Source organism: Streptococcus sp. 2579 (assembly GCF_013277195.1).
GTDB lineage: Bacteria > Bacillota > Bacilli > Lactobacillales > Streptococcaceae > Streptococcus.
Window position 1 is genome coordinate 32,312 of record NZ_VMMM01000006.1, and the last position, 22,808, is coordinate 55,119.

The window sequence follows — 22,808 nt, forward strand, 5'->3', positions numbered from 1 at the left end:
ATTTATGTGATATAATTATAACTATTAGGAAACATTTCTTTTATTTCATTAAATAAAGTTAAATATCAGGAGGATATATATGCTTAAAAAACTTAAGGAATTAAGCAAAGAACAAAAGATTATAGGTAGTATTGTACTATTGTTTATCCTTATTCTGTTCTTCACACTATTAACTAGCGGTAGCACTAAACACTCACAAGTTCAAACTAAGGCTAGTGATTCTGTCAAACAGTCTTCACAAGTTAAACAGTCTAGTTCATCTTCCTCTACTTCATCATCCAGTAGTGAAACTAGCTCTAAAATAGAGAAATGGTCTCCAACTGGACATATAGCTGTAGATGCTTATCTAAACACACCACAAATTAAAATCATACTGCGAGCCAAAGCACTGAGAGAGGTAGCACATAAACTCTCTAACACAGATAAACTCTACGAAGTTGAAGCCGAGGTAATTGGGATTGAAGAAAAAGATGAATATCGTGAGTACAGCATAACAGGCAAGAAGCTTCTTATTCGTACACCTGAATCACTAGCTGTGAAAATGAATGAACTTATGGTCTATACAGGAAATACAGTATCTTTAGAAAAATATGATTCAATCGATAAAGGTTCGTTAGTAATCAGTGAAGTGAGAAAAACAGAAAAAGCACAAGAAGAGGAAAAAGCAAGTATTGAAGCCTCCAAATCAAAAGAGGAGGAAAGGAAAGCATCTTCACGAGAAAAAGAGCAAGAACAAGCTTCATCTCACACTACAACTACTCCTACACAATCGTCTACACCTGCTCCACAATCAAATTTAAGACCGTTCAAAAACTGTACGGAAGCACGAAAAGCAGGACGTGTAAACATACCTGCTAGTGACCCACAATATGGTCCATGGTTAGATAGAGACAAAGACGGATACGGATGTGATGAATAGTAAAAAAGTTCTTACTCTACTGTCACTACTACTTATTATAATCGTCACATTCACAGCATACTTAACCACTCTGCCTCAAACAGACTACCAGATAGCTGTGAACAGACTCCAAATGATAAGTTTAGAGGCTGTGGAACAAAAAATACAACATCAAGAAAGCTTTTACCTATACACAGGGAGAGAGAGTTGCCCATATTGCCAAGAATTTGTTCCAAAGCTTGCGGAAGCAGTAGATAAAACTGGGACAACTGTGTATTACTTGGATAGTGAGCATATAGACAAGACAAGTTGGAATAACTTCAAAACAACTGTAGGATTTAAAACAATCCCCAATCTCACTTATTTCACAAATGGTACAGCATATGACAGATTACCGAATGCAAGTCAAGCCAGTGTTGAAGGGATTGAATTATTTGTAAGTAAGTACAAATATTAAGGCAAAAATGAGAAGCGATGGACATATAGATTTTAGTGTGAGCTCAGGACCTACAGGATATGGTATGAGTGTTTATCCAATTGGCATTACTATAAAATGGGTTGATTCTGATTTAAGCAAAAATAGAATCGTAGCTGGACAAAGTGCTCCGAATAGCTCCGAACAGGTATTTTACAAAACAGATTAAATCAAAATTAACTTTGATTGAAAATAATGGCATAAAAGAGGATTAGATGAAGTGGTTTAGATTTGTTTAGTTCCTATTTAGAAAATCTTTCCACAATAAAACGCATAATATCAAGATTTTTAACACTTGATACTATGCGTTTTTCTGGTTTTAAAGACTTTTTTGCCTAGCCTCTTTTTTACGTTTAAATCACATGGCGTTCAAAGGCATCGTCTGAAATCCCTTGTTCCAAGATGAGTTTAGCCCATTCTTTAGCAGAAAAGAGGCTGTGATCCTTGTAGTTTCCGCAAGATTCGATGGTTGTTCCAGGAACATCTTCCCAAGTAGTAGTTTCAGCGATTTCCTTGAGCGAATCCTTGATAACAGCCGCAATTTCAGCGCTGGTATGACGCCCCCACATAATCATGTGGAAACCTGTACGGCACCCAAATGGTGAACAGTCAATCATGCCGTCAATGCGGGTGCGGATGAGTTTTGCTAAGAGGTGCTCGATAGTGTGAAGACCAGCAGTAGGGATAGAGTCTTCGTTTGGTTGCACCAAGCGAATATCATAATTGGAGATGATGTCTCCTTTTGGCCCTGTTTCTTCCCCAATCAAGCGGACATAAGGTGCTTTAACAATAGTGTGGTCAAGTTCAAAACTTTCGACAATAACTTCTTTTGACATGGTAAATCCTTTCAGTTTTCTTCTTTCATTATAACACAAAGCTGGCTCCTGAGGCAGAGAGAAAACCTCTCCGAGAGTGGAGAGGTTCGAATCGTTACTTACGATACAAGCGGTCGTATTGGTAGTAAGGGTCAAAGGTTACGTTGATACCTAATTTGCGAAGGACATTCTTGTCTTCATCAGTTAAAATGATGGTTGAGTGGGCTTCGCTTCCTTTGAGGTTGCCAAGTTCTTTCATAGCACGAGCAGCATCAGGATTTTCTGTAGCTGTGATAGCAAGTGCAATCAGGATTTCATTTGAATGAAGGCGTGGATTGCGGCTACCGAGATGATCAATTTTAAGACCTTGGATTGGCTTAACAACTTCAGGTTCGATTAGTTTTACTTCTTTAGCGATGTCAGCTGATTTCTTGATGGCGTTGATAAGAGCAGCGGCTGTAGGGCCAAAGAGTTCAGAGTTCTTACCTGTGACGATTTCCCCATTTGGTAATTCAAGGGCTAGAGCTGGTCCGTCAGTTTCTTCTGCTTTTTGACGGGCAACGACAGCAACCTTACGGTCTGTAGGTGTGATGCCGAGGTCGTTCATGAGCAACTCGATTTTCTTGACAGCAGATTCGCCCACTTTTTCGGCTTTGAAATCAAGAACAGTCTGATAGTAGCGACGGATGATTTCTTGTTTAGAGGCTTCAATGGCAGCCTCGTTATCTGTGATAGCGAAACCAACCATGTTGACACCCATGTCTGTTGGAGAAGCGTATGGAGACTCTCCTAGGATACGTTCCAACATACGTTTGAGCACTGGGAAAATCTCGATATCACGGTTGTAGTTGACAGTGGTTTCTCCATAGGTTTGAAGATGGAAAGGGTCAATCATGTTGACATCATCAAGGTCAGCTGTGGCAGCCTCGTAGGCCAAATTGACTGGGTGATGAAGGGGAAGATTCCAAACTGGGAAGGTTTCAAATTTAGCGTAGCCAGACTTGATACCATTGATTTGGTCGTGGTACATATTGGACATACAGGTTGCCAATTTTCCAGAACCAGGTCCAGGAGCGGTTACGACAATCAAGTTACGACTGGTTTTGATGTAGTCGTTTTTTCCCATACCTTCAGGAGAAATGATGTGATCCATATCCGTCGGATATCCTTTGATTGGATAATGAAGATAAGAATCAATTCCGTTTTTCTCAAGTTGGTTGCGGAAGGCATCTGCAGCGGGTTGACCAGCGTACTGTGTGATGACAACAGAGCCGACAAAAATCCCTAATTCATTGAATTTATCAATCAAGCGAAGAACTTCTTGGTCATAAGAAATGCCCAAGTCACCACGTGCTTTGGAATGCTCGATATTGCTAGCATTAATAGCAATCACAACCTCAACCTGCTCTTTCAATTCTTGTAAGAGCTTGATTTTATTGTCAGGCTCATAACCAGGAAGGACACGAGCAGCGTGGAAATCTTCTAGCATTTTGCCACCAAACTCCAAGTAGAGCTTGCCGTCAAATTGGTTAATGCGCTCCAAAATGTGATCGCGCTGTAGATTCAAATATTGTTCAGAACTAAAAGCTTGTTTTTTCATTTTTTTACCTCTGACCTCTATTATAATAAAAAATTGGAAGTTAGGAAACTATGGAGTCAAAAAAGAAATTAAAAAGATTAGGCAAACGCTTGCACAAAATTCTAAAAAGCGCTATCATAGATTGTAGATTATGAAAATAATGAGGTAAGAAGATGCAAGAAAAATGGTGGCACAATGCCGTGGTTTATCAAGTCTATCCTAAGAGCTTTATGGATAGCAACGGAGATGGAATTGGCGATTTGCCAGGTATTACCAGTAAGTTAGACTATCTAGCTAAGTTAGGAATCACAGCGATCTGGCTTTCTCCCGTTTATGACAGCCCTATGGATGATAATGGCTACGATATTGCTGATTATCAAGCGATTGCAGCTATTTTCGGAACCATGGAGGATATGGACCAACTGATCGCAGAAGCCAAGAAGCGTGATATTCGTATCATCATGGACTTGGTGGTCAATCATACCTCAGATGAACATGCTTGGTTTGTCGAGGCCTGTGAAAATCCTGACAGCCCTGAGCGAGATTACTATATCTGGCGGGATGAGCCCAATGATTTGGAGTCTATCTTTAGTGGTTCTGCTTGGGAATACGATGAAAAGTCAGGTCAATACTATCTCCACTTTTTCAGCAAGAAACAGCCTGATCTCAACTGGGAAAATGAAAAACTTCGACAGAAAATTTACGAGATGATGAATTTCTGGATTGATAAAGGCATTGGCGGTTTCCGCATGGATGTTATTGACATGATTGGCAAAATTCCTGACGAGAAAGTAGTCAATAATGGTCCTATGCTCCATCCCTATCTCAAGGAGATGAATCAAGCGACCTTTGGAGATAAGAATCTCTTGACAGTAGGGGAGACTTGGGGAGCAACGCCAGAGATTGCCAAGCTCTACTCTGATCCAAAGGGGCAAGAGTTGTCTATGGTCTTCCATTTTGAACATATCGGTCTTCAGTATCAGGAAGGTCAGCCTAAATGGCACTATCAAAAAGAGCTGAATATCGCTAAGTTAAAAGAGATTTTCAACAAATGGCAGACAGAATTAGGAGTTGAGGACGGCTGGAATTCCCTCTTCTGGAATAATCATGACCTCCCTCGTATCGTCTCAATCTGGGGAAATGACCAAGAATACCGCGAAAAATCTGCCAAAGCCTTTGCAATTTTGCTTCATCTCATGAGAGGGACTCCTTATATCTACCAAGGTGAGGAAATTGGGATGACCAACTATCCGTTTGAAACACTGGACCAAGTAGAGGATATTGAATCTATCAACTATGCGCGTGAAGCTCTTGAAAAAGGCGTTCCGATGCAAGAAATTATGGACAGTATCCGTGTTATCGGACGTGATAATGCCCGTACTCCTATGCAATGGGATGAGAGCAAAAATGCTGGTTTCTCAACAGGTCAACCTTGGTTGGCAGTCAATCCAAACTATCAAGCAATCAACGTTCAAGAAGCGCTGGCAAATCCAGATTCTATTTTCTATACTTATCAGAAGTTGGTTCAAATCCGTAAGGAAAACAGCTGGCTGGTTCGAGCTGACTTTGAATTGCTTGATACGGCTGACAAGGTCTTTGCCTATATCCGTAAAGATGGCGACCGTCGTTTCCTAGTTGTGGCAAACTTGTCCAATGAAGAACAAGACTTGACAGTAGAAGGAAAAGCTAAATCTGTCTTGATTGAAAACACCACGGCTCAAGAAGCATTTGAAAAACAAATCTTAGCTCCATGGGATGCTTTCTGTGTGGAATTGACTGACTAAAATGAGAGAGATTGGGCAAAAACTCGACTTCAGGAGAAAATGAAGTAAATCTTCCCACAATAAAATGCATAGTACCAAGGTTTTCATTGTACTGACCTGATATTATGCGTTTTTTGTTTTAAAGATTTTTTTTCCCAGCCTCTTTTTGCTAAAAGTTGTGTAAAAACTCTTTTAAAAACATTTGTTAGAATTTTCTAACAAATTCTACAAGAAGTCTTGCATTTATAAAAAAATAGGGTATAATAGTGAAAATACTATTTTGAAGGAGATTATTTATGCAATCGAAAAAGTGGCTCTTAGGAGCAGGAGTGACCTTGAGCACAGCCATTCTTTTAACAGCTTGTGGGAAAAGTGAAAAGAATGCAGATGCTCCCAAAACATTCTCTTATGTTTATGCAGTTGATCCATCATCCTTGGATTATAGCCTTACAAGTAAAAGTTCAACTTCTGACGTAATAGGTAATGTCGTCGACGGTCTTTTAGAGAATGATAAATATGGGAATCTCATTCCTTCTCTAGCAGAAGATTGGTCAGTTTCTAAAGATGGCTTGACTTATACTTACAAATTACGTAAAGGTGTGAAGTGGTATACTTCAGAAGGAGAAGAGTATGCGGAAGTTAAAGCTCAGGATTTTGTTACAGGTCTGAAACATGCAGCAGACGGAAAATCCGATGGTCTTTCTTTGGTCGAGAAATCCATCAAAGGATTGGAGGCTTATGTTAGTGGTGAGACAAACGACTTCTCAACTGTAGGTGTGAAGGCTCTTGATGATTATACGGTAGAATATACCCTTAATAACCCGGAAAGTTTTTGGAACTCTAAAGTAACCACAGCAACCATGCTTCCTGTAAATGAAGAATTTTTGAATGCAACAGGTAAGGATTACGGAGCGCCAACTCCATCAAGTATTCTTTACAATGGCCCATATTTTTTGAAATCTTTGATTTCTAAATCTGTGATTGAATATGAAAAAAATCCTAACTATTGGGATAAGGAAAATGTCAAGATTGATAATGTGAAATTAACATTCTATGATGGTTCAGATCAAGAATCCTTAATTCGTAGCTTTACACAAGGTGCCTATACCACTGCACGTCTTTTTCCAGCAAGCTCAAACTTTGAGTCAACTAAGAAAGAGTACGGAGATAAGATTGTCTATAGTCCACAAGAGGCAACAAGCTACTACCTCACTGTGAACGTAAACCGCCAGTCTTACAATAAAACAGCTAAAACAGATGAGTCACAAAAAACATCAACAAAAGAAGCTCTTCTCAATAAGAACTTCCGTCAGGCTCTTAATTTTGCCTTCAATCGCCACGCCTATACAGCTCAATTAAACGGTGAAGAGGGTGCGGATAAGATTATTCGTAATAGTCTAGTGCCAGATAATTACGTTCAAGTAGCAGGGAAGACCTTCGGACAACTGGCTCAGGATGAACTACTGAAATATGGAGAACAGTGGAAAGATGTGACTCTCACAGATGGTAAGGATACAATTTACAATCCAACAAAGGCCAAGTCTGCATTTGAAAAAGCGAAGTCAGAATTGCAAGCTAAGGGAGTGAGTTTCCCGATTCATTTGGATGTGCCAGTAGAACAGACAGATGTAGTTGCGGTTCAACAAACCAATTCGCTAAAACAATCAATTGAAGAAACGCTTGGAACGGAGAATGTCATTATAGATGTTCTTCAAATGACAGATAATGAGAAGGAAAGTATTACTTCTCAAGCTAAAGTTCCAACCCAAAAAGATTATGATTTGAACGGAACAGGTTGGGGACCAGATTACCAAGATCCAGCAACCTATCTCAATATTTTAGATGCTAAGAAGGGTTCTGCCTTGAAACATCTAGGTATAACAAAGGGCAAGGATCCTGAAGTTGTGGCGAAAGTTGGCTTGGATGAATACAAGAAGCTCTTGGATGATGCGGCTTCTGAGACAAGTAATCTTGATAAACGATACGAAAAGTATGCCAAAGCACAGGCTTGGGTTACTGATAGTTCACTTCTTATTCCAGTTGCTTCTTCAGGGGGCTCTCCTATGGTTAGTCGTACTGTTCCATTTACCAAAGCTTATTCACAGGTCGGTATTAAGGGGGATCCATTTATTTTTAAAGGAATGGAACTTCAAAATGATATTGTGACAACTAAAGAGTATGATGCGGCCTTCAAAAAGTGGCAAAAGGAAAAACTGGAATCGAATGCTCAGTATCAAAAGGATTTAGAAAAGCACATAAAATAATGTGAATGAGAATCCTGCTTTCGTTAGGTTATCAGTTAATTTATTGATATTTAAATGATAAATCGCATAAAAACAAGGGAGGACTGTATGAAAGACAGAAATCCTTTGTTTTTTTATAACCAAGGTTTATAAACTTTCATTCTCAAAATTCAATTAACTTTACAAATCCTGGCTATTTTGGTAAAATAAACTTATGTTATAAAAACTGACATAAAGGAGAAAGAAGATGAATACAAAAAAGCGTGTCCTTAGTACAGGCCTGACTTTTGCGGCTGCTTTGCTTTTAGCTGCTTGCGGACAATCAGGTTCAGATACAAAAACTTACTCATCAACCTTTAGTGGAAATCCAACTACATTTAACTACTTGTTAGACTACTACGCTGATAATACAGCTATTATTACTAACCTAGTTGATGGTTTGCTTGAAAATGACAATCACGGAAACCTAGTTCCATCTTTGGCAGAAGACTGGTCTGTTTCAAGCGACGGTCTGACTTATACCTATAAACTGAGAAAAGATGCCAAATGGTTCACGGTTGACGGTGAAGAGTACGCCCCAGTCAAGGCACAGGATTTTGTGACAGGTATCAAGTACGCAGTGGATAATAAATCACAGGCCATTGACTTGATTCAAAACTCGATCAAGGGCTTGAATGATTATGTTACAGGAACGGATTCTGACTTTTCTAAGGTTGGTGTGAAGGCCATTGACGATCAGACTGTTGAGTATACTTTGGTGCGCCCAGAACCTTACTGGAATTCAAAAACAACCAACAGTATTCTTTTCCCAGTAAATGAAGAGTTTCTAAATTCAAAAGGGAAAGATTTTGGGACCCTATCTCCAGGTAGTATTCTCTACAGCGGACCTTATTTGTTAAAAGATTTCACATCAAAATCATCTATCGAGTATGTGAAGAATCCGCATTACTACGATCATGACAAAGTATCAATTGAACATGTGAAATTGGCTTATTTTGATGGTTCAGACCAAGAATTGACTATCCGTAACTTTGAAAGTGGAGCTTATTCAATCGCTGGGGTTTATCCAAATAGTTCTAACTTCGCCAAGACAAAGGAGAAATATAAGGATAATATCATTTATAGTTTGCAGGACAAGACCTCTTGGTATTTCAATTTCAACGTCAATCGTAAGGCCTACAACCATACATCTAAAACGACAGATGAGCAGAAGAAGTCGACTGAGACAGCCGTCTTGAACAAGAACTTCCGCCAAGCAGTGAACTTTGCCTTGGACCGCACAGCCTATTCTGCCCAGTCAAATGGAGAAGAGGCGGCTAGCAAGACCCTTCGGAACACCTTGGTGCCTCCTACATTTGTCCAAGTTGGAGACAAGACCTTTGGAGAAGTAGTCGCTTCTAAATTGGTCAACTATGGCACAGAATGGTCAGGTATAAACCTAGCAGATGCTCAGGATGCCTATTTCAACAAAGAAAAAGCCCAAGCAAAATTTGCGGAAGCTAAAAAAGAATTGACAAGTCAAGGTGTGACCTTCCCAATTCACTTGGATGTAGCTGTTGATCAAACAAGTAAAAATGCCGTAACAGGTATGAACTCAGTTAAGCAGACCCTTGAGTCAGTTTTGGGTGATGATAACATTGTCATTGATGTTCAGCAACTTTCAACAGATGATTTTAATAACGTAGCCTTCTTAGCGCCAACAGCAGCTGATCGTGACTATGATTTGAACTTTGATGGTTGGGTAGGTGACTACCAAGATCCATCAACTTATCTCAATCCTTTCAATGCAGAGGATGGATTCTACCTCAAGATTTTTGGACTAGATGCCAAGGAAGACAAGGAAAAAATCACTAGCCTAGGTCTGGATACCTACACTAAGATGCTCAAAGATGCAGATAGTGAAAATAAAAATGTAGCCAAACGCTATGAAAAATATGCTGAAGCACAGGCTTGGATGATTGACAATTCTCTGATTATGTCAGCCATGTCAAGTGGTGGTACAGCATCTGTAACCAAAGTAACGCCATTTACAAGAGGGTATTCATTGGTTGGTATCAAGGGTGATGGCAATAACTACAAGTACATGAAACTGCAAAAAGACACTGTGACGACCAAACAGTTTGAAGAAGCTAAGACCAAATGGGAGCAAGAAAGCAAAAAAGCAATCGAAAAAGCTCAAAAAGAAGCAGAAAAACATGTTAAATAGTTAGAAATAGCCTTTTCAAGCAAAATCATAAAGACAAACATCAGTTTTGGTGCTTGTCTTTTTAAATCACTCGGCTATTGAAAACTGAGAAATGATTTGTTTTGTGCTAAAATAGATTGAAACGAATACTCAATAAAAATCAAAGAGTAACTGGGAAGTTAGCTCAAAGTACAGCTTTGAGGTGGTAGATAGAACTGACGAAGTCAGTTCAAAATACTGTTTTGAGGTTGCAGATGGACGCTGACGTGCTTTGAAGAGATTTTCGAAGAGTATAAAGATCCTCTCTTTTGCTATAGTTAAGGAGATGAGAGGTAAATGATAAGGAAGAGACTATGTACGACTATCTAATCGTTGGTGCTGGTTTGTCGGGAGCAATTTTTGCTTATGAGGCGACTAAGCGTGGAAAAAAAGTAAAAGTTATTGATAAACGTGACCACATTGGTGGAAATATCTACTGTGAGAATGTAGAAGGAGTTAATGTTCATAAATACGGTGCTCATATCTTCCATACTTCTAGTAAAAAAGTTTGGGATTATGTGAATCAATTTGCTGAGTTTAACAATTATATCAACTCGCCTCTAGCTAATTACAAGGGTAGCCTTTATAATCTACCTTTCAATATGAATACTTTCTATGCTATATGGGGGACAAAAACTCCTCAAGAGGTCAAAGATAAGATTGCTGAGCAAACGGCTCACATGAAGGACGTTGAACCTAAAAACTTGGAAGAACAGGCTATCAAGTTGATCGGTCCAGATATTTATGAAAAGTTGATTAAAGGATACACTGAAAAGCAATGGGGGCGTTCTGCGACTGACCTTCCACCCTTTATCATCAAACGTCTACCAGTTCGTTTGACTTTTGATAATAACTACTTTAATGACCGTTACCAAGGTATTCCAATTGGGGGGTATAACGTTATCATCGAAAATATGCTGAAAGATGTAGAAGTAGAACTTGGCCTTGACTTTTTTGCCCATCGTCAGGAATTAGAAGCTTCTGCTGAAAAAGTTGTCTTTACGGGGATGATTGACCAATACTTTGATTATAAACATGGTGAGTTAGAATACCGTAGTCTTCGTTTTGAGCATGAAGTTCTTGATGAAGAGAACTATCAAGGAAATGCAGTTGTAAACTATACAGAGCGAGAAATTCCTTATACTCGTATTATTGAGCATAAACATTTTGAGTACGGAGCACAAGCTAAAACGGTCATTACTCGTGAATACCCAGCTGATTGGAAACGTGGGGATGAGCCTTATTATCCAATCAATGATGAGAGAAACAATGCTATTTTTGCCAAATATCAGGAAGAAGCGGCACAGAATGATAAGGTCATTTTCTGCGGACGTTTGGCTGATTATAAATACTACGACATGCATGTGGTCATTGAACGGGCTTTGGAAGTGGTCGAGGAAGAGTTGGGACAATAATGCAAGGATTCCGTTATTTTAGAATCTTTGCTACTTAAGATTTTTAGAAGTAAGGTCAACAAGATTCTTTTCTGCTTATCAGAAGAGAATCTCTGTTGGCTTTTTTGGCATAAATGAACAATTTTATTTTTCAGAATATATCAAATATAACAAATAACTCTTAAAATTCAGAAAATTCTATTGACAGGACTTGAAAAAGAGTCTATAATGAATAAAAAAACAAAGGAGAATACTATGAAAACAAGAAAAGTATTGGCTCTTGCGGGAGTAACCTTATTAGCAGCTGGTGTTTTAGCTGCTTGTTCTGGGGGTTCAGGCGCTCAAGGTGAAAAAACCTTTGCATTTACCTACGAGACACATCCGGATAATCTCAACTATTTGACAACTGGTAAGGCAGCAACTTCTGAGATTACTAGTAATGTGATCGATGGATTGCTTGAAAATGATAAATACGGGAACCTTGTTTCTTCATTGGCAGAAGACTGGTCGGTCTCTAAGGATGGCTTGACTTATACTTATAAGATTCGTCAAGATGCCAAGTGGTATACATCTGAGGGAGAAGAGTACGCTCCTGTTAAGGCTCAGGACTTTGTAACAGGACTTAAATATGCAACAGATAAGAAAGCAGAAGCCCTTTACTTGGTACAGGATTCAATCAAAGGTCTGGATGCCTATGCCAAAGGTGAAATCACAGACTTCGCTCAAGTCGGGATTAAAGCCCTTGACGACCAAACAATCCAATACACCTTGAACAAACCTGAAACTTTTTGGAACTCAAAAACAACCATGGGTGTGCTTGCGCCAGTCAATGAAGAGTTTTTGAATTCAAAAGGGGATGATTTTGCCAAAGCTACGGATCCAAGTAGTCTCTTGTATAACGGTCCTTATTTGTTGAAATCCATTGTGACTAAATCCTCTGTTGAATTTGCGAAGAATCCGAACTACTGGGATAAGGACAATGTGCATATTGACAAAGTTAAATTGTCATTCTGGGATGGGCAAGATACCAGCAAACCAGCAGAAAACTTTAAAGATGGTAGCCTTACAGCAGCTCGTCTTTATCCAACAAGTGCAAGTTTCGCAGAGCTCGAGAAGAGTATGAAAGACAATATTGTCTATACTCAACAAGACTCTACGACTTATCTAGTGGGAACAAATATTGATCGTCAATCTTATAAGCACACATCTAAGACTAGCGAAGAACAAAAGACATCTACTAAAAAGGCTCTCTTAAACAAGGATTTCCGTCAGGCTATTGCCTTTGGTTTTGACCGTACAGCTTATGCCTCTCAGTTGAATGGAGAAACTGGAGCAAGCAAAATCTTGCGCAATCTCTTTGTGCCACCAACATTTGTTCAAGCAGATGGGAAAAACTTTGGCGATATGGTCAAAGAAAAATTGGTGACTTATGGGGATGAATGGAAGGATGTGAACCTTGCCGATTCACAAGATGGTCTCTACAATCCAGAAAAAGCCAAGGCTGAATTTGCTAAAGCTAAATCAGCTTTACAAGCAGAAGGTGTGACATTCCCAATTCACCTAGATATGCCTGTTGATCAGACAGCAACTACAAAAGTTCAGCGCGTCCAATCTATGAAACAATCCTTGGAAGCAACTTTAGGAACTGATAATGTCGTTATTGATATCCAACAATTGCAAAAAGATGAATTGCTTAATGTAACTCTATTTGCTGAAAATGCTGCTGGCGAAGACTGGGATTTATCAGATAATGTCGGTTGGGGTCCAGACTTTGCCGATCCATCAACTTATCTCGATATTATCAAACCTTCTGTAGGAGAAAGTACTAAAACATATTTAGGATTTGACTCAGGGGAAGATAATGTAGCTGCTAAAAAAGTAGGTCTATATGACTACGAAAAATTGGTTACTGAGGCTGGTGATGAGGCTATAGACGTTGCTAAACGCTATGAAAAATATGCTGCTGCCCAAGCTTGGTTGACCGACAGTGCTTTGATCATCCCAACAACTTCTAAAACTGGTCGTCCAATCTTGTCTAAGATGGTACCATTTACAATACCATTTGCATTGTCAGGAAATAAAGGTACAAGTGACCCAGTCTTGTATAAATACCTTGAAATTCAAGACAAGGCAGTTACTGCAGATGAATACCAAAAAGCTCAAGAAAAATGGATGAAAGAAAAAGCAGAATCCAATAAAAAAGCGCAAGAAGAACTTGCCAAACATGTCAAATAAAACAAAAAGAGACTGAGCAAAAAGTCCTTAAAAGCAAAACGCATATTGTCAGGTGAAAGCCTTGATCGTATGCGTTTTATTGTGGGAAAATGTACTTGATTTCTGTATTTCATTTTGACAATGAAAAAATCCTGAGTTTAGAGTTCTCAGGATTTTTCGTTTACTGTTGTGGTTGTTGTTGGACTTGAGGAGTCTGTGGAGCTGGATTTTGATTGGCTCCTGGTGCATTTGGTGCTTGATTTTGACCATTAGTACTAGCATCAGGACTTGTTACTGGTGCTTGACTAGTAGAGCTTTCTGCACTTGTTGATGAGCTTTCGGTTGAAGATGATTGGGATGTCGTTTCAGTCCAAGTCGGTCTTGCTCCATTTTGGAAAACAAACTGCCCATTTCGATAGATGCCATCTGGCATATTCCAGTCCTCTGGATTGCTTCCTTCAGACAGGTAGGTCATCATAGAGCGGTAAACTTTAGCAGCGACCGTAAGGCCATCGCCTACAAGTGGTGTCAGACGGTTAGAATAGCCTGTCCATACAGCCATTGCATATTTGCGGGTATACCCTACAAACATTTCATCTGGAGCTACGTAACCAGTGTTCTTGATATACTTTTCAATTTCTTCGTCAGTATAGTTAGAAGTACCTGTTTTACCTGCTTGTGGAAGCCAAGGTAGGTAGGCTCCACGTCCGATTCCGTATACTAAGACAGTTTTCATCATGTCGGTCATCATATAGGCTGTCGTTTCCTTCATGGCACGAGTTCCGACATTAGAGAACTCTTTTTCACTCCCATCACTAAAGACGACTTTATGGATATACATTGGTTTATAGTAAGTTCCACCATTTGCAAAGGCAGCGTAAGCAGCAGCCATCTTTTCACTACTTGCTCCATATTTTTTGTCTGACTCGGTTGTGTTACTTGAAATGGCATTTGAGTAGTGAAGACTTGGGTAGTCGATTCCGAGACCATTTAGGAAAGTCTTGGCACGGTTGAGTCCGACCTTGTTTAGCGTTTCCACGGCTGGGACGTTTCGCGATTGTTGCAGGGCGTATTGCAAGGTGATATTGCCAAAGTAGCCCCTATCCCAGTTATAAACAGGGGTATCTGTCCCAGGATAGTTATAGGGCTCATCGTGAACGATAGTAGCAGTTGAATCGTAGACACCGTATTCCAAGGCAGGAGCATAGTCTGTGATCGGTTTCATAGTTGATCCCCAGTCGCGGTTTGTTTCCACTGCTTGGTTAATTCCGAAGGAAACATTACTTGACTGATGGCGTGCTCCTAGCTGGGCAATGACTTTACCGTTAGAAACATCAACAATGGTAGAAGCGACTTGCAATTCATCGTCTGGATAGGCAACGTATTCGTCTGTATTGTAAATATCCCACAGATGTTTTTGAGCTTCTTGGTCTACATTTGTGTAGACGTCCATTCCAGTTGTGAGCAGGTTATAGCCTGTTTCTTCTTCAACTTGATTGATGACCTCCTTGAGGTAATTATCCATGTAAGCAGGGTAATTACTTGCTGATTTGAGACTTTGTAGTCCATCAGTAATTGGTGTGTTGACTGCTTTCTCATACTGTTCAGCAGAGATGTAGCCTTGATTTTTCATTTCAGATAAGACCAAGTTTCGGCGGTCTTGGGCTGCTTCTGGATGTGAATAGGGGTCATATTGGTTTGGTGCCTGAGGCATTCCAGCCAGCAAGGCTAACTGAGGTAAACTTAAATTATTGAGGTCTTTACCATAGTAGTTTTGAGCTGCTGTCTGCATTCCATAGTTGCCATTAGACATGTAGACCTTATTTATATAGTAGGTCAAGATTTCCTGTTTGGTTGCTTTTTGTTCTAACTGAATCGCTAACCAAGCTTCCTGAGCCTTACGAGAAATAGTCTGGTCGGAAGTCGAGGTTGAAAAGTAAGTCAATTTAATCAACTGTTGGGTGAGAGTTGATCCACCTTGGAGGGAATTGCTTTGCAGATTGCGCAAGAAAGCTCCCAGGATACGGATGGTATCAATCCCCCTGTGGTCGAAGAAGCGATGGTCTTCGATAGAAACGATTGCCTTAACCAAATCTGTGGGAATATCATTAGCTTGGGCATTGACGCGGCGTTCAGAACCCAAGTCAGCAATGAGTTGATTTTTATTGTCGTAGATTTTACTAGAGGTTGTTGCAACTAGTTTACTCTCGGATAGGCTAGGAGCCTTGCTAACATAGTAGAAAAAAACTCCTCCGCCTAAGACAATGGCTGCGATAACCAAGCTTAAGAAGCTAATGCTCAGATACTTGATTAGGCGCAGAATCGTTGGTTTGTTCATCTTGTTTTACCACCTAATAAATGTTCTTTGATAACATTGAGATAAGGAATTTGAGGGAAGGCACCAGCCTTGATTTCATATCCATATTCTCGAATATATCCAAGTGGCATTGATTTTTGTCCCTTATCTTGATGATAGAAGCGAATCAAATCGAATGCCGGCAATAAGTAGGTTTCTTGCTGAGAAGAAAAGTGAAGAAGGACAAAGCAGATTCCTTGTTGGGCAAGGACTTGTTCCATATGCTGAATCTGATGTGGATGGAAATTTTTCATCGGAATCGCACGTTTTTGTTTTGTTTCCTTGGCTTCAAAGTCGATGTAATATCCATTATAAACGCCAGAATAGTCCGTCGTTGAAGCTTGTCGAAAATAGGCTTCAACAATCTTAGCACGACTTCGCTGTGGATAGTCCACTCGTACAATTTGAATAGGGGTTGGTTTCTTGTGTATAACAGCCAAGCCCTGAGACAAATAGTAGTCGTTGGTAGCATTGATCATCTTTTCAAAAGACATTCCTCGATTTGCGAAATTTTTGGGTTGAGAAAGAGATGTTTGTCTTTTTTGTGATGAAAGTTTATGTGGATAGTTGACCATAATTCTCCTTATTGGTACAATAACATCACTCTATTATACCATAAATTTGCACAGAAAGGGTTAAAAATGGCTACAGCTTTGGTTTTAGGCTATTCTGCTTTTGATTTGGGTTTGTTTTCTGACAAGGATCCTCGTCTTAAATTGATTAAAAAAGCGATACGTAAAGATTTAGAGGCTATGGCAGCAGATGGGTTGTCTTGGCTTGTGTTTACAGGAAGTTTGGGTTTTGAATATTGGGTTTTAGAGGTTGCTCAGGAAATGAAGACCGAATACGGTTTCCAGTTGGCGACCATTTTTGCTTTTGAAACCCATGGGGAAAATTGGAATGAAGGCAATCAGATGAAACTGAGTCGTTTTAAGCAGGTAGACTTTGTCAAATATGCCTATCCTCGCTATGAACACAAGGGGCAGTTAAGAGATTACCAGCAGTTTTTACTGGAAAACACGACTAGTTCCTATCTTTTTTATGATGAAGAAAATGAGACGAAACTAGCTTATTTTTACCAAAAGATGAAAAATCAAGAGGACTATTTTATAAAGAGATTAACATTTGATCAATTAAATGAACTTGCTGAAAATTTTTCCGAAAATTGAAGCTTTGACCTTGATTTTTGTTTGCCTTTTTTTATATAATAATACTAGCAAGCGAGAATGGAGAGAGACATGGCAAGTATTATTTTTTCAGCAAAAGATATTTTTGAACAAGAGTTTGGGCGTGAAGTCCGTGGCTATAGTAAGGTAGAAGTTGATGAGTTTTTAGACGATGTCATCAAGGACTATGAAACCTATGCTGCCTTGGTCAAGTCACTTCGTCAGGAGATTGCGGATTTGAAGGAAGAATTAATTCGTAAACCGCAAGTGAGTTCGGCTCCAAGTCCTAGTCACCCAGATCCAATTGATGTGGCAGCTTCATCTTCTATGACGAATTTTGATATTTTGAAACGCTTGAATCGTCTTGAAAAAGAAGTTTTTGGTAAACAAATTTTAGACAATACTGATTTGTAATTCAGGTCTTGTTACATGCAATTTTTGGATAATCGCGTGAGGAGAATTGCTTCTCATGAGGAAAGTCCATGCTAGCACAGGCTGTGATGCCTGTAGTGTTTGTGCTAGGCGAAACCATAAGCCTAGGGACGAGAAATCGTTACGGCAGTTGAAATGGCTAAGTCCTTGGATAAGTCAGAGTAAGCTTGAAAGTGCCACAGTGACGGAGTCTTTCTGGAAACAGAGAGAGTGGAACGCGGTAAACCCCTCAAGCTAGCAACCCAAATTTTGGTCGGGGCATGGAGTACGCGGAAACGAACGTAGTATTCTGACTGCTATCAGCTAGAGCTGTTAGTGGTAGACAGATGATTATCGAAGGAAGTGGTCCTAGTCACTTCTGGAACAAAACATGGCTTATAGAAAATTGCATATAGGTTGGGGCTGAGAAATTTTCTCAACCTCATTTTTTAAAGTGGACATATAGAAAGGTCTTGCAAGACTGTAACATGAAAAAAGAATTTAATTTAATTGCAACTGTGGCAGCAGGACTTGAAGCTGTTGTAGGACGAGAAGTACGAGAGCTGGGCTACGATTGTCAGGTTGAAAATGGACGTGTTCGTTTTCAAGGAGACGTGAGAGCGATTATCGAAACCAACCTTTGGCTTCGGGCAGCAGATCGTATCAAAATTATCGTAGGAACCTTCCCAGCTAAGACGTTTGAAGAACTGTTTCAGGGAGTTTTTGCTTTAGATTGGGAACATTATTTACCACTCGGAGCTCGGTTCCCGATTTCAAAAGCCAAATGTGTTAAGTCCAAACTTCACAATGAGCCAAGTGTACAGGCTATTTCTAAGAAAGCTGTTGTCAAGAAATTACAGAAACACTACGCCCGCCCAGAAGGGGTTCCTTTGATGGAGAATGGCCCAGAGTTTAAGATTGAGGTCTCTATTCTCAAAGATGTGGCAACTGTCATGATTGATACGACAGGCTCCAGTCTCTTTAAACGTGGCTATCGTACCGAAAAGGGTGGCGCTCCTATCAAGGAAAACATGGCAGCAGCTATTTTACAACTTTCTAACTGGTATCCAGACAAGCCTTTGATTGATCCGACCTGTGGTTCGGGGACTTTCTGTATTGAAGCAGTTATGATTGCCAGAAAGATGGCACCAGGACTTCGTCGCTCTTTTACCTTTGAGGAGTGGAACTGGGTCAGCGATCGCTTGATTCAGGAAGTGCGTACAGAAGCGGCTAAGAAAGTAGATCGTGAGTTGGAACTGGATATCATGGGCTGTGATATTGATGCTCGCATGGTGGAAATTGCTAAGGCCAATGCTCAGGCAGCTGGTGTTGCAGGGGACATTACCTTTAAGCAGATGCGCGTGCAGGATTTGCGTTCCGATAAAATCAATGGTGTGATTATCTCCAATCCGCCTTACGGGGAGCGTTTATCAGATGATGCAGGGGTGACCAAGCTCTATGCTGAGATGGGTCAGGTATTTGCACCACTGAAAACTTGGAGCAAATTTATCCTGACTAGTGATGAAGCTTTTGAAAGTAAGTATGGTAGCCAAGCAGATAAGAAGCGTAAGTTATACAACGGAACCTTGAAAGTGGATCTGTATCAATATTTTGGTCAGCGTGTCAAACGGCAAGAGGTAAAATAGAAAGGGATACTCATGAGTAAGAAAAGACGAAATCGTCATAAAAAAGAAGGTCAAGAACCGCAATTTGATTTTGATGAAGCAAAAGAGCTAACAGTTGGTCAAGCTATTCGTAAAAATGAGGAAGTGGAAGCAGGAGTCTTGCCTGAGGATTCCATTTTGGACAAGTATGTTAAGCAACACAGAGATGAAATTGAGGCGGATAAGTTTGCGACTCGTCAATACAAAAAAGAGGAGCTAGTTGAAACTCAGAGTCTGGATGATTTAATCCAAGAAGTGCGTGAGGCTGTAGAAGAGTCAGAAGCTTCTTCGGAGGAAGTTCCATCTTCTGAAGACATCTTACCACCCTTGCCTCTGGACGATGAGGAGCAAGACTTGGATCCTCTATTGCTAGAGGATGAAAATCCAACAGAAATGACTGAAGAAGTGGAAGAGGAGCAGAGTCTTTCTCGTCTGGAACAAGAAGACTCAGAAAAGAAAAGCAAAAAAGGCTTTGTTTTAACCGCTTTGGCGCTTGTATCAATAATTATCTGTGTCAGTGCTTATTATGTCTATCGTCAAGTGAATCGCTCGACCAAGGAGATTGAAACTTCTCAATCAACTACAGCCAATCAATCGGATGTGGATGATTTTAATACACTTTATGACGCCTTCTACACAGACAGCAATAAAACGGCTTTGAAAAATAGCCAGTTTGATAAGTTGAGTCAACTCAAGACCTTACTTGATAAACTGGAAGGTAGTCGTGAACATACGCTTGCCAAATCTAAATATGATAGTCTAGCAACGCAAATCAAGGCCATTCAAGACGTCAATGCACAATTTGAAAAACCAGCTATTGTGGATGGTGTCTTGGATACCAATGCCAAAGCCAAATCGGATGCTAAATTTACAGATATTAAAACTGGAAATACGGAGCTTGATAAAGTGCTAGATAAGGCTATCAGCCTTGGTAAGAGCCAGCAAACAAGTACTTCTAGCTCAAGTTCAAGTGAAACTAGTAGCTCAAGCTCTAGTCAAGCAAGCTCAAATACGACTAGTGAGACAAGCCCAAGTAGTTCAAATACGGCATCAAATGAAACTAGAAGTTCTCATAGTGAAGTCAATATGGGTCTCTCGAGTGCAGGAGTTGCTGTTCAAAGAAGTGCCAGTCGTGTTGCCTATAACCAGTCTGCTATTGATGATAGTAACAACTCTGCCTGGGATTTCGCGGATGGTGTCTTGGAACAAATTCTAGCGACTTCACGTTCACGTGGCTATATCACTGGAGACCAATATATCCTTGAACGTGTCAATATCGTTAATGGCAATGGTTATTACAACCTCTACAAGCCAGATGGAACCTATCTCTTTACCCTTAACTGTAAGACAGGCTACTTTGTCGGAAATGGCGCTGGTCATGCGGATGACTTGGACTACTAAGCAGTCGTTACAAAATTCTTTCTTTTCAAAAGTAAAAATGATAAAATAAAACAAATCAAACAAGAGGAGTGTCAAATGACAAAAGCTAACTTTGGTGTCGTAGGTATGGCCGTAATGGGTCGTAACCTTGCCCTTAATATTGAATCTCGTGGTTACACAGTTGCTATTTACAACCGTAGTAAAGAAAAAACTGAAGATGTAATTGCTTGCCATCCTGAAAAGAACTTTGTACCAAGCTATGATGTTGAAAGTTTTGTAAACTCAATCGAAAAACCTCGTCGTATCATGCTGATGGTTCAAGCTGGACCTGGTACAGATGCTACTATCCAAGCCCTTCTTCCACACCTTGACAAGGGTGATATCTTGATTGATGGAGGAAACACTTTCTACAAAGATACAATCCGTCGTAATGAAGAATTGGCAAACTCAGGTATCAACTTTATCGGTACTGGGGTTTCTGGTGGTGAAAAAGGTGCCCTTGAAGGTCCTTCTATCATGCCTGGTGGACAAAAAGAAGCCTATGAATTGGTTGCGGATGTTCTTGAAGAAATCTCAGCTAAAGCACCAGAAGATGGCAAACCATGTGTGACTTACATCGGTCCTGACGGAGCTGGTCACTATGTGAAAATGGTTCACAATGGTATCGAGTATGGTGATATGCAATTGATCGCAGAAAGCTATGACTTGATGCAACACTTGCTAGGCCTTTCTGCAGAAGACATGGCTGAAATCTTTACTGAGTGGAATAAGGGAGAATTGGACAGCTACTTGATCGAAATCACAGCTGATATCTTGAGCCGTAAAGACGATGAAGGTCAAGATGGACCAATCGTAGACTACATACTTGACGCTGCAGGTAACAAGGGAACTGGTAAATGGACTAGCCAATCATCACTTGATCTTGGTGTGCCATTGTCACTCATCACGGAGTCAGTATTTGCTCGCTACATCTCTACATACAAAGAAGAACGTGTACATGCTAGCAAGGTTCTTCCAAAACCAGCTGCTTTCAACTTTGAAGGAGACAAGGCTGAGTTGATTGAAAAGATCCGTCAAGCCCTTTATTTCTCAAAAATCATTTCATATGCACAAGGTTTTGCTCAATTGCGTGTAGCTTCTAAAGAAAACAACTGGAACTTGCCATTTGCGGACATCGCATCTATCTGGCGTGATGGCTGTATCATCCGTTCTCGTTTCTTGCAAAAGATTACAGATGCATACAACCGTGATGCAGATCTTGCTAACCTTCTTTTGGATGAGTACTTCTTGGATGTTACTGCTAAGTACCAACAAGCAGTGCGTGATATCGTAGCTCTTGCAGTTCAAGCTGGTGTGCCAGTGCCAACTTTCTCAGCAGCTATTACTTACTTTGATAGCTACCGTTCAGCTGACCTTCCAGCTAACTTGATCCAAGCGCAACGTGACTACTTTGGTGCCCACACTTACCAACGTAAAGACAAAGAAGGAACCTTCCACTACTCTTGGTATGACGAAAAATAAGTAGGTCTGCCATGGGGAAACGGATTTTATTACTTGAGAAAGAACGAAATCTAGCTCACTTTTTAAGTTTGGAACTCCAAAAAGAGCAATACCGAGTTGATCAGGTTGAGGAGGGGCAAAAAGCCCTCTCCGTGGCTCTTCAGACAGACTATGACTTGATTTTATTGAATGCTCATCTGGGGGATATGACAGCCCAGGATTTTGCAGACAAGCTGAGTCGGACTAAGCCAGCTTCAGTCATCATGGTCTTGGACCATCGTGAAGAATTGCAAGACCAGCTTGAGACAATCCAACGCTTTGCCGTTTCTTACATCTATAAACCAGTTATTATTGACAATTTGGTAGCTCGTATTTCAGCGATTTTCCGAGGTCGGGACTTTATCGATCAACACTGTAGTCAGATGAAGGTTCCAACGTCTTACCGCAATCTGCGTATGGATGTAGAACATCATACCGTTTATCGTGGCGAGGAGATGATTGCTCTGACGCGTCGTGAGTATGACCTCTTGGCTACTCTTATGGGAAGCAAGAAAGTCTTGACTCGTGAGCAGTTATTGGAAAGTGTTTGGAAGTACGAAAGTGCGACAGAGACCAATATCGTGGATGTCTATATCCGTTATCTACGTAGCAAGCTTGATGTAAAAGGTCAAAAAAGCTACATTAAAACCGTGCGTGGTGTTGGTTACACCATGCAAGAATAGAAAA

17 protein-coding genes and 1 other RNA gene are annotated in these 22,808 nt (G+C 40.2%); 14 read left to right on the forward strand and 4 right to left on the reverse strand.

From position 1 onward, the window contains the following. Window positions 1-79: 79 nt before the first annotated feature. Entirely contained in the window at window positions 80-919 is an 840-nt protein-coding gene (locus tag HT725_RS03090) for an excalibur calcium-binding domain-containing protein (RefSeq protein ID WP_173253044.1), read from the forward strand. Next, window positions 912-1,355 (forward strand): thiol-disulfide isomerase, encoded by a 444-nt coding sequence (locus HT725_RS03095; RefSeq protein WP_173253045.1) that lies wholly within the window; start codon window positions 912-914, stop codon window positions 1,353-1,355. Before HT725_RS03090 ends, HT725_RS03095 begins: the two co-directional genes overlap by 8 nt. A 371-nt stretch (window positions 1,356-1,726) precedes the next feature. Here HT725_RS03095 and HT725_RS03100 read toward each other — a convergent pair whose 3' ends face one another. Beyond that, the gene (locus HT725_RS03100) at window positions 1,727-2,209 is read right to left on the reverse strand and encodes an S-ribosylhomocysteine lyase (RefSeq protein WP_000032547.1); all 483 of its coding nucleotides are present in this window, start codon (window positions 2,207-2,209) and stop codon (window positions 1,727-1,729) included. A 94-nt stretch (window positions 2,210-2,303) separates the two neighbouring features. Then, on the reverse strand, window positions 2,304-3,788 hold the full coding sequence (locus HT725_RS03105) for a DUF1846 domain-containing protein (RefSeq protein ID WP_173253046.1): 1,485 nt from the start codon (window positions 3,786-3,788) through the stop codon (window positions 2,304-2,306). Window positions 3,789-3,940: 152 nt separating this feature from the next. Here HT725_RS03105 and HT725_RS03110 point away from each other — a divergent pair, with 152 nt between their 5' ends. The 5 genes from HT725_RS03110 to HT725_RS03130 all read left to right on the forward strand — a co-directional run bounded on the left by HT725_RS03110 (window position 3,941) and on the right by HT725_RS03130 (window position 13,626). Next, a complete protein-coding gene (locus HT725_RS03110; protein ID WP_173253047.1) occupies window positions 3,941-5,551 on the forward strand; it encodes an alpha-glucosidase in 1,611 nt (536 codons plus the stop codon). A gap of 275 nt (window positions 5,552-5,826) precedes the next feature. After that, window positions 5,827-7,794, forward strand: coding sequence for a peptide ABC transporter substrate-binding protein (locus HT725_RS03115; protein ID WP_016399094.1), 1,968 nt, complete (start codon window positions 5,827-5,829; stop codon window positions 7,792-7,794). A gap of 226 nt (window positions 7,795-8,020) precedes the next feature. Further along, window positions 8,021-9,979, forward strand: a complete 1,959-nt coding sequence (locus HT725_RS03120; protein WP_173253048.1) for a peptide ABC transporter substrate-binding protein — start codon at window positions 8,021-8,023, stop codon at window positions 9,977-9,979. Between the two features lie 332 nt (window positions 9,980-10,311). Then, complete coding sequence (gene glf, locus HT725_RS03125; RefSeq protein WP_173253049.1) at window positions 10,312-11,412, forward strand: UDP-galactopyranose mutase; 1,101 nt, start codon at window positions 10,312-10,314, stop codon at window positions 11,410-11,412. Window positions 11,413-11,646: 234 nt separating this feature from the next. After that, window positions 11,647-13,626: a peptide ABC transporter substrate-binding protein gene (locus HT725_RS03130; protein WP_173253050.1), complete on the forward strand. Its 1,980-nt coding sequence runs from the start codon at window positions 11,647-11,649 to the stop codon at window positions 13,624-13,626. Window positions 13,627-13,786: 160 nt separating this feature from the next. Here the strand turns inward: HT725_RS03130 and pbp1a are convergent, their stop codons facing one another. Further along, window positions 13,787-15,943, reverse strand: coding sequence for a penicillin-binding protein PBP1A (gene pbp1a, locus HT725_RS03135; protein ID WP_001040008.1), 2,157 nt, complete (start codon window positions 15,941-15,943; stop codon window positions 13,787-13,789). Beyond that, entirely contained in the window at window positions 15,940-16,536 is a 597-nt protein-coding gene (recU, locus tag HT725_RS03140) for a Holliday junction resolvase RecU (RefSeq protein ID WP_000248777.1), read from the reverse strand. The genes pbp1a and recU overlap by 4 nt, the downstream gene beginning before the upstream one ends. A 66-nt stretch (window positions 16,537-16,602) precedes the next feature. On the opposite strand from recU, the gene HT725_RS03145 reads away from it, so the two are divergent. From HT725_RS03145 to HT725_RS03175, 7 genes are all read left to right on the forward strand, one after another. Further along, window positions 16,603-17,130, forward strand: a complete 528-nt coding sequence (locus HT725_RS03145) for a DUF1273 domain-containing protein (RefSeq protein WP_173253051.1) — start codon at window positions 16,603-16,605, stop codon at window positions 17,128-17,130. 69 nt (window positions 17,131-17,199) lie between these two features. Next, the gene (gene gpsB / locus HT725_RS03150) at window positions 17,200-17,541 is read left to right on the forward strand and encodes a cell division regulator GpsB (RefSeq protein ID WP_173253052.1); all 342 of its coding nucleotides are present in this window, start codon (window positions 17,200-17,202) and stop codon (window positions 17,539-17,541) included. A gap of 20 nt (window positions 17,542-17,561) precedes the next feature. Beyond that, window positions 17,562-17,942, forward strand: an RNA gene (gene rnpB, locus HT725_RS03155) — RNase P RNA component class B. 84 nt (window positions 17,943-18,026) lie between these two features. Beyond that, window positions 18,027-19,184 (forward strand): class I SAM-dependent RNA methyltransferase, encoded by a 1,158-nt coding sequence (locus HT725_RS03160; protein ID WP_173253053.1) that lies wholly within the window; start codon window positions 18,027-18,029, stop codon window positions 19,182-19,184. A gap of 12 nt (window positions 19,185-19,196) precedes the next feature. Beyond that, entirely contained in the window at window positions 19,197-20,603 is a 1,407-nt protein-coding gene (gene mapZ, locus HT725_RS03165; RefSeq protein WP_173253054.1) for a mid-cell-anchored protein MapZ, read from the forward strand. Between the two features lie 75 nt (window positions 20,604-20,678). After that, a complete protein-coding gene (gene gndA / locus HT725_RS03170; protein ID WP_000158781.1) occupies window positions 20,679-22,103 on the forward strand; it encodes an NADP-dependent phosphogluconate dehydrogenase in 1,425 nt (474 codons plus the stop codon). An 11-nt stretch (window positions 22,104-22,114) separates the two neighbouring features. Further along, window positions 22,115-22,804: a response regulator transcription factor gene (locus tag HT725_RS03175; protein ID WP_173253055.1), complete on the forward strand. Its 690-nt coding sequence runs from the start codon at window positions 22,115-22,117 to the stop codon at window positions 22,802-22,804. Window positions 22,805-22,808 lie beyond the last annotated feature (4 nt).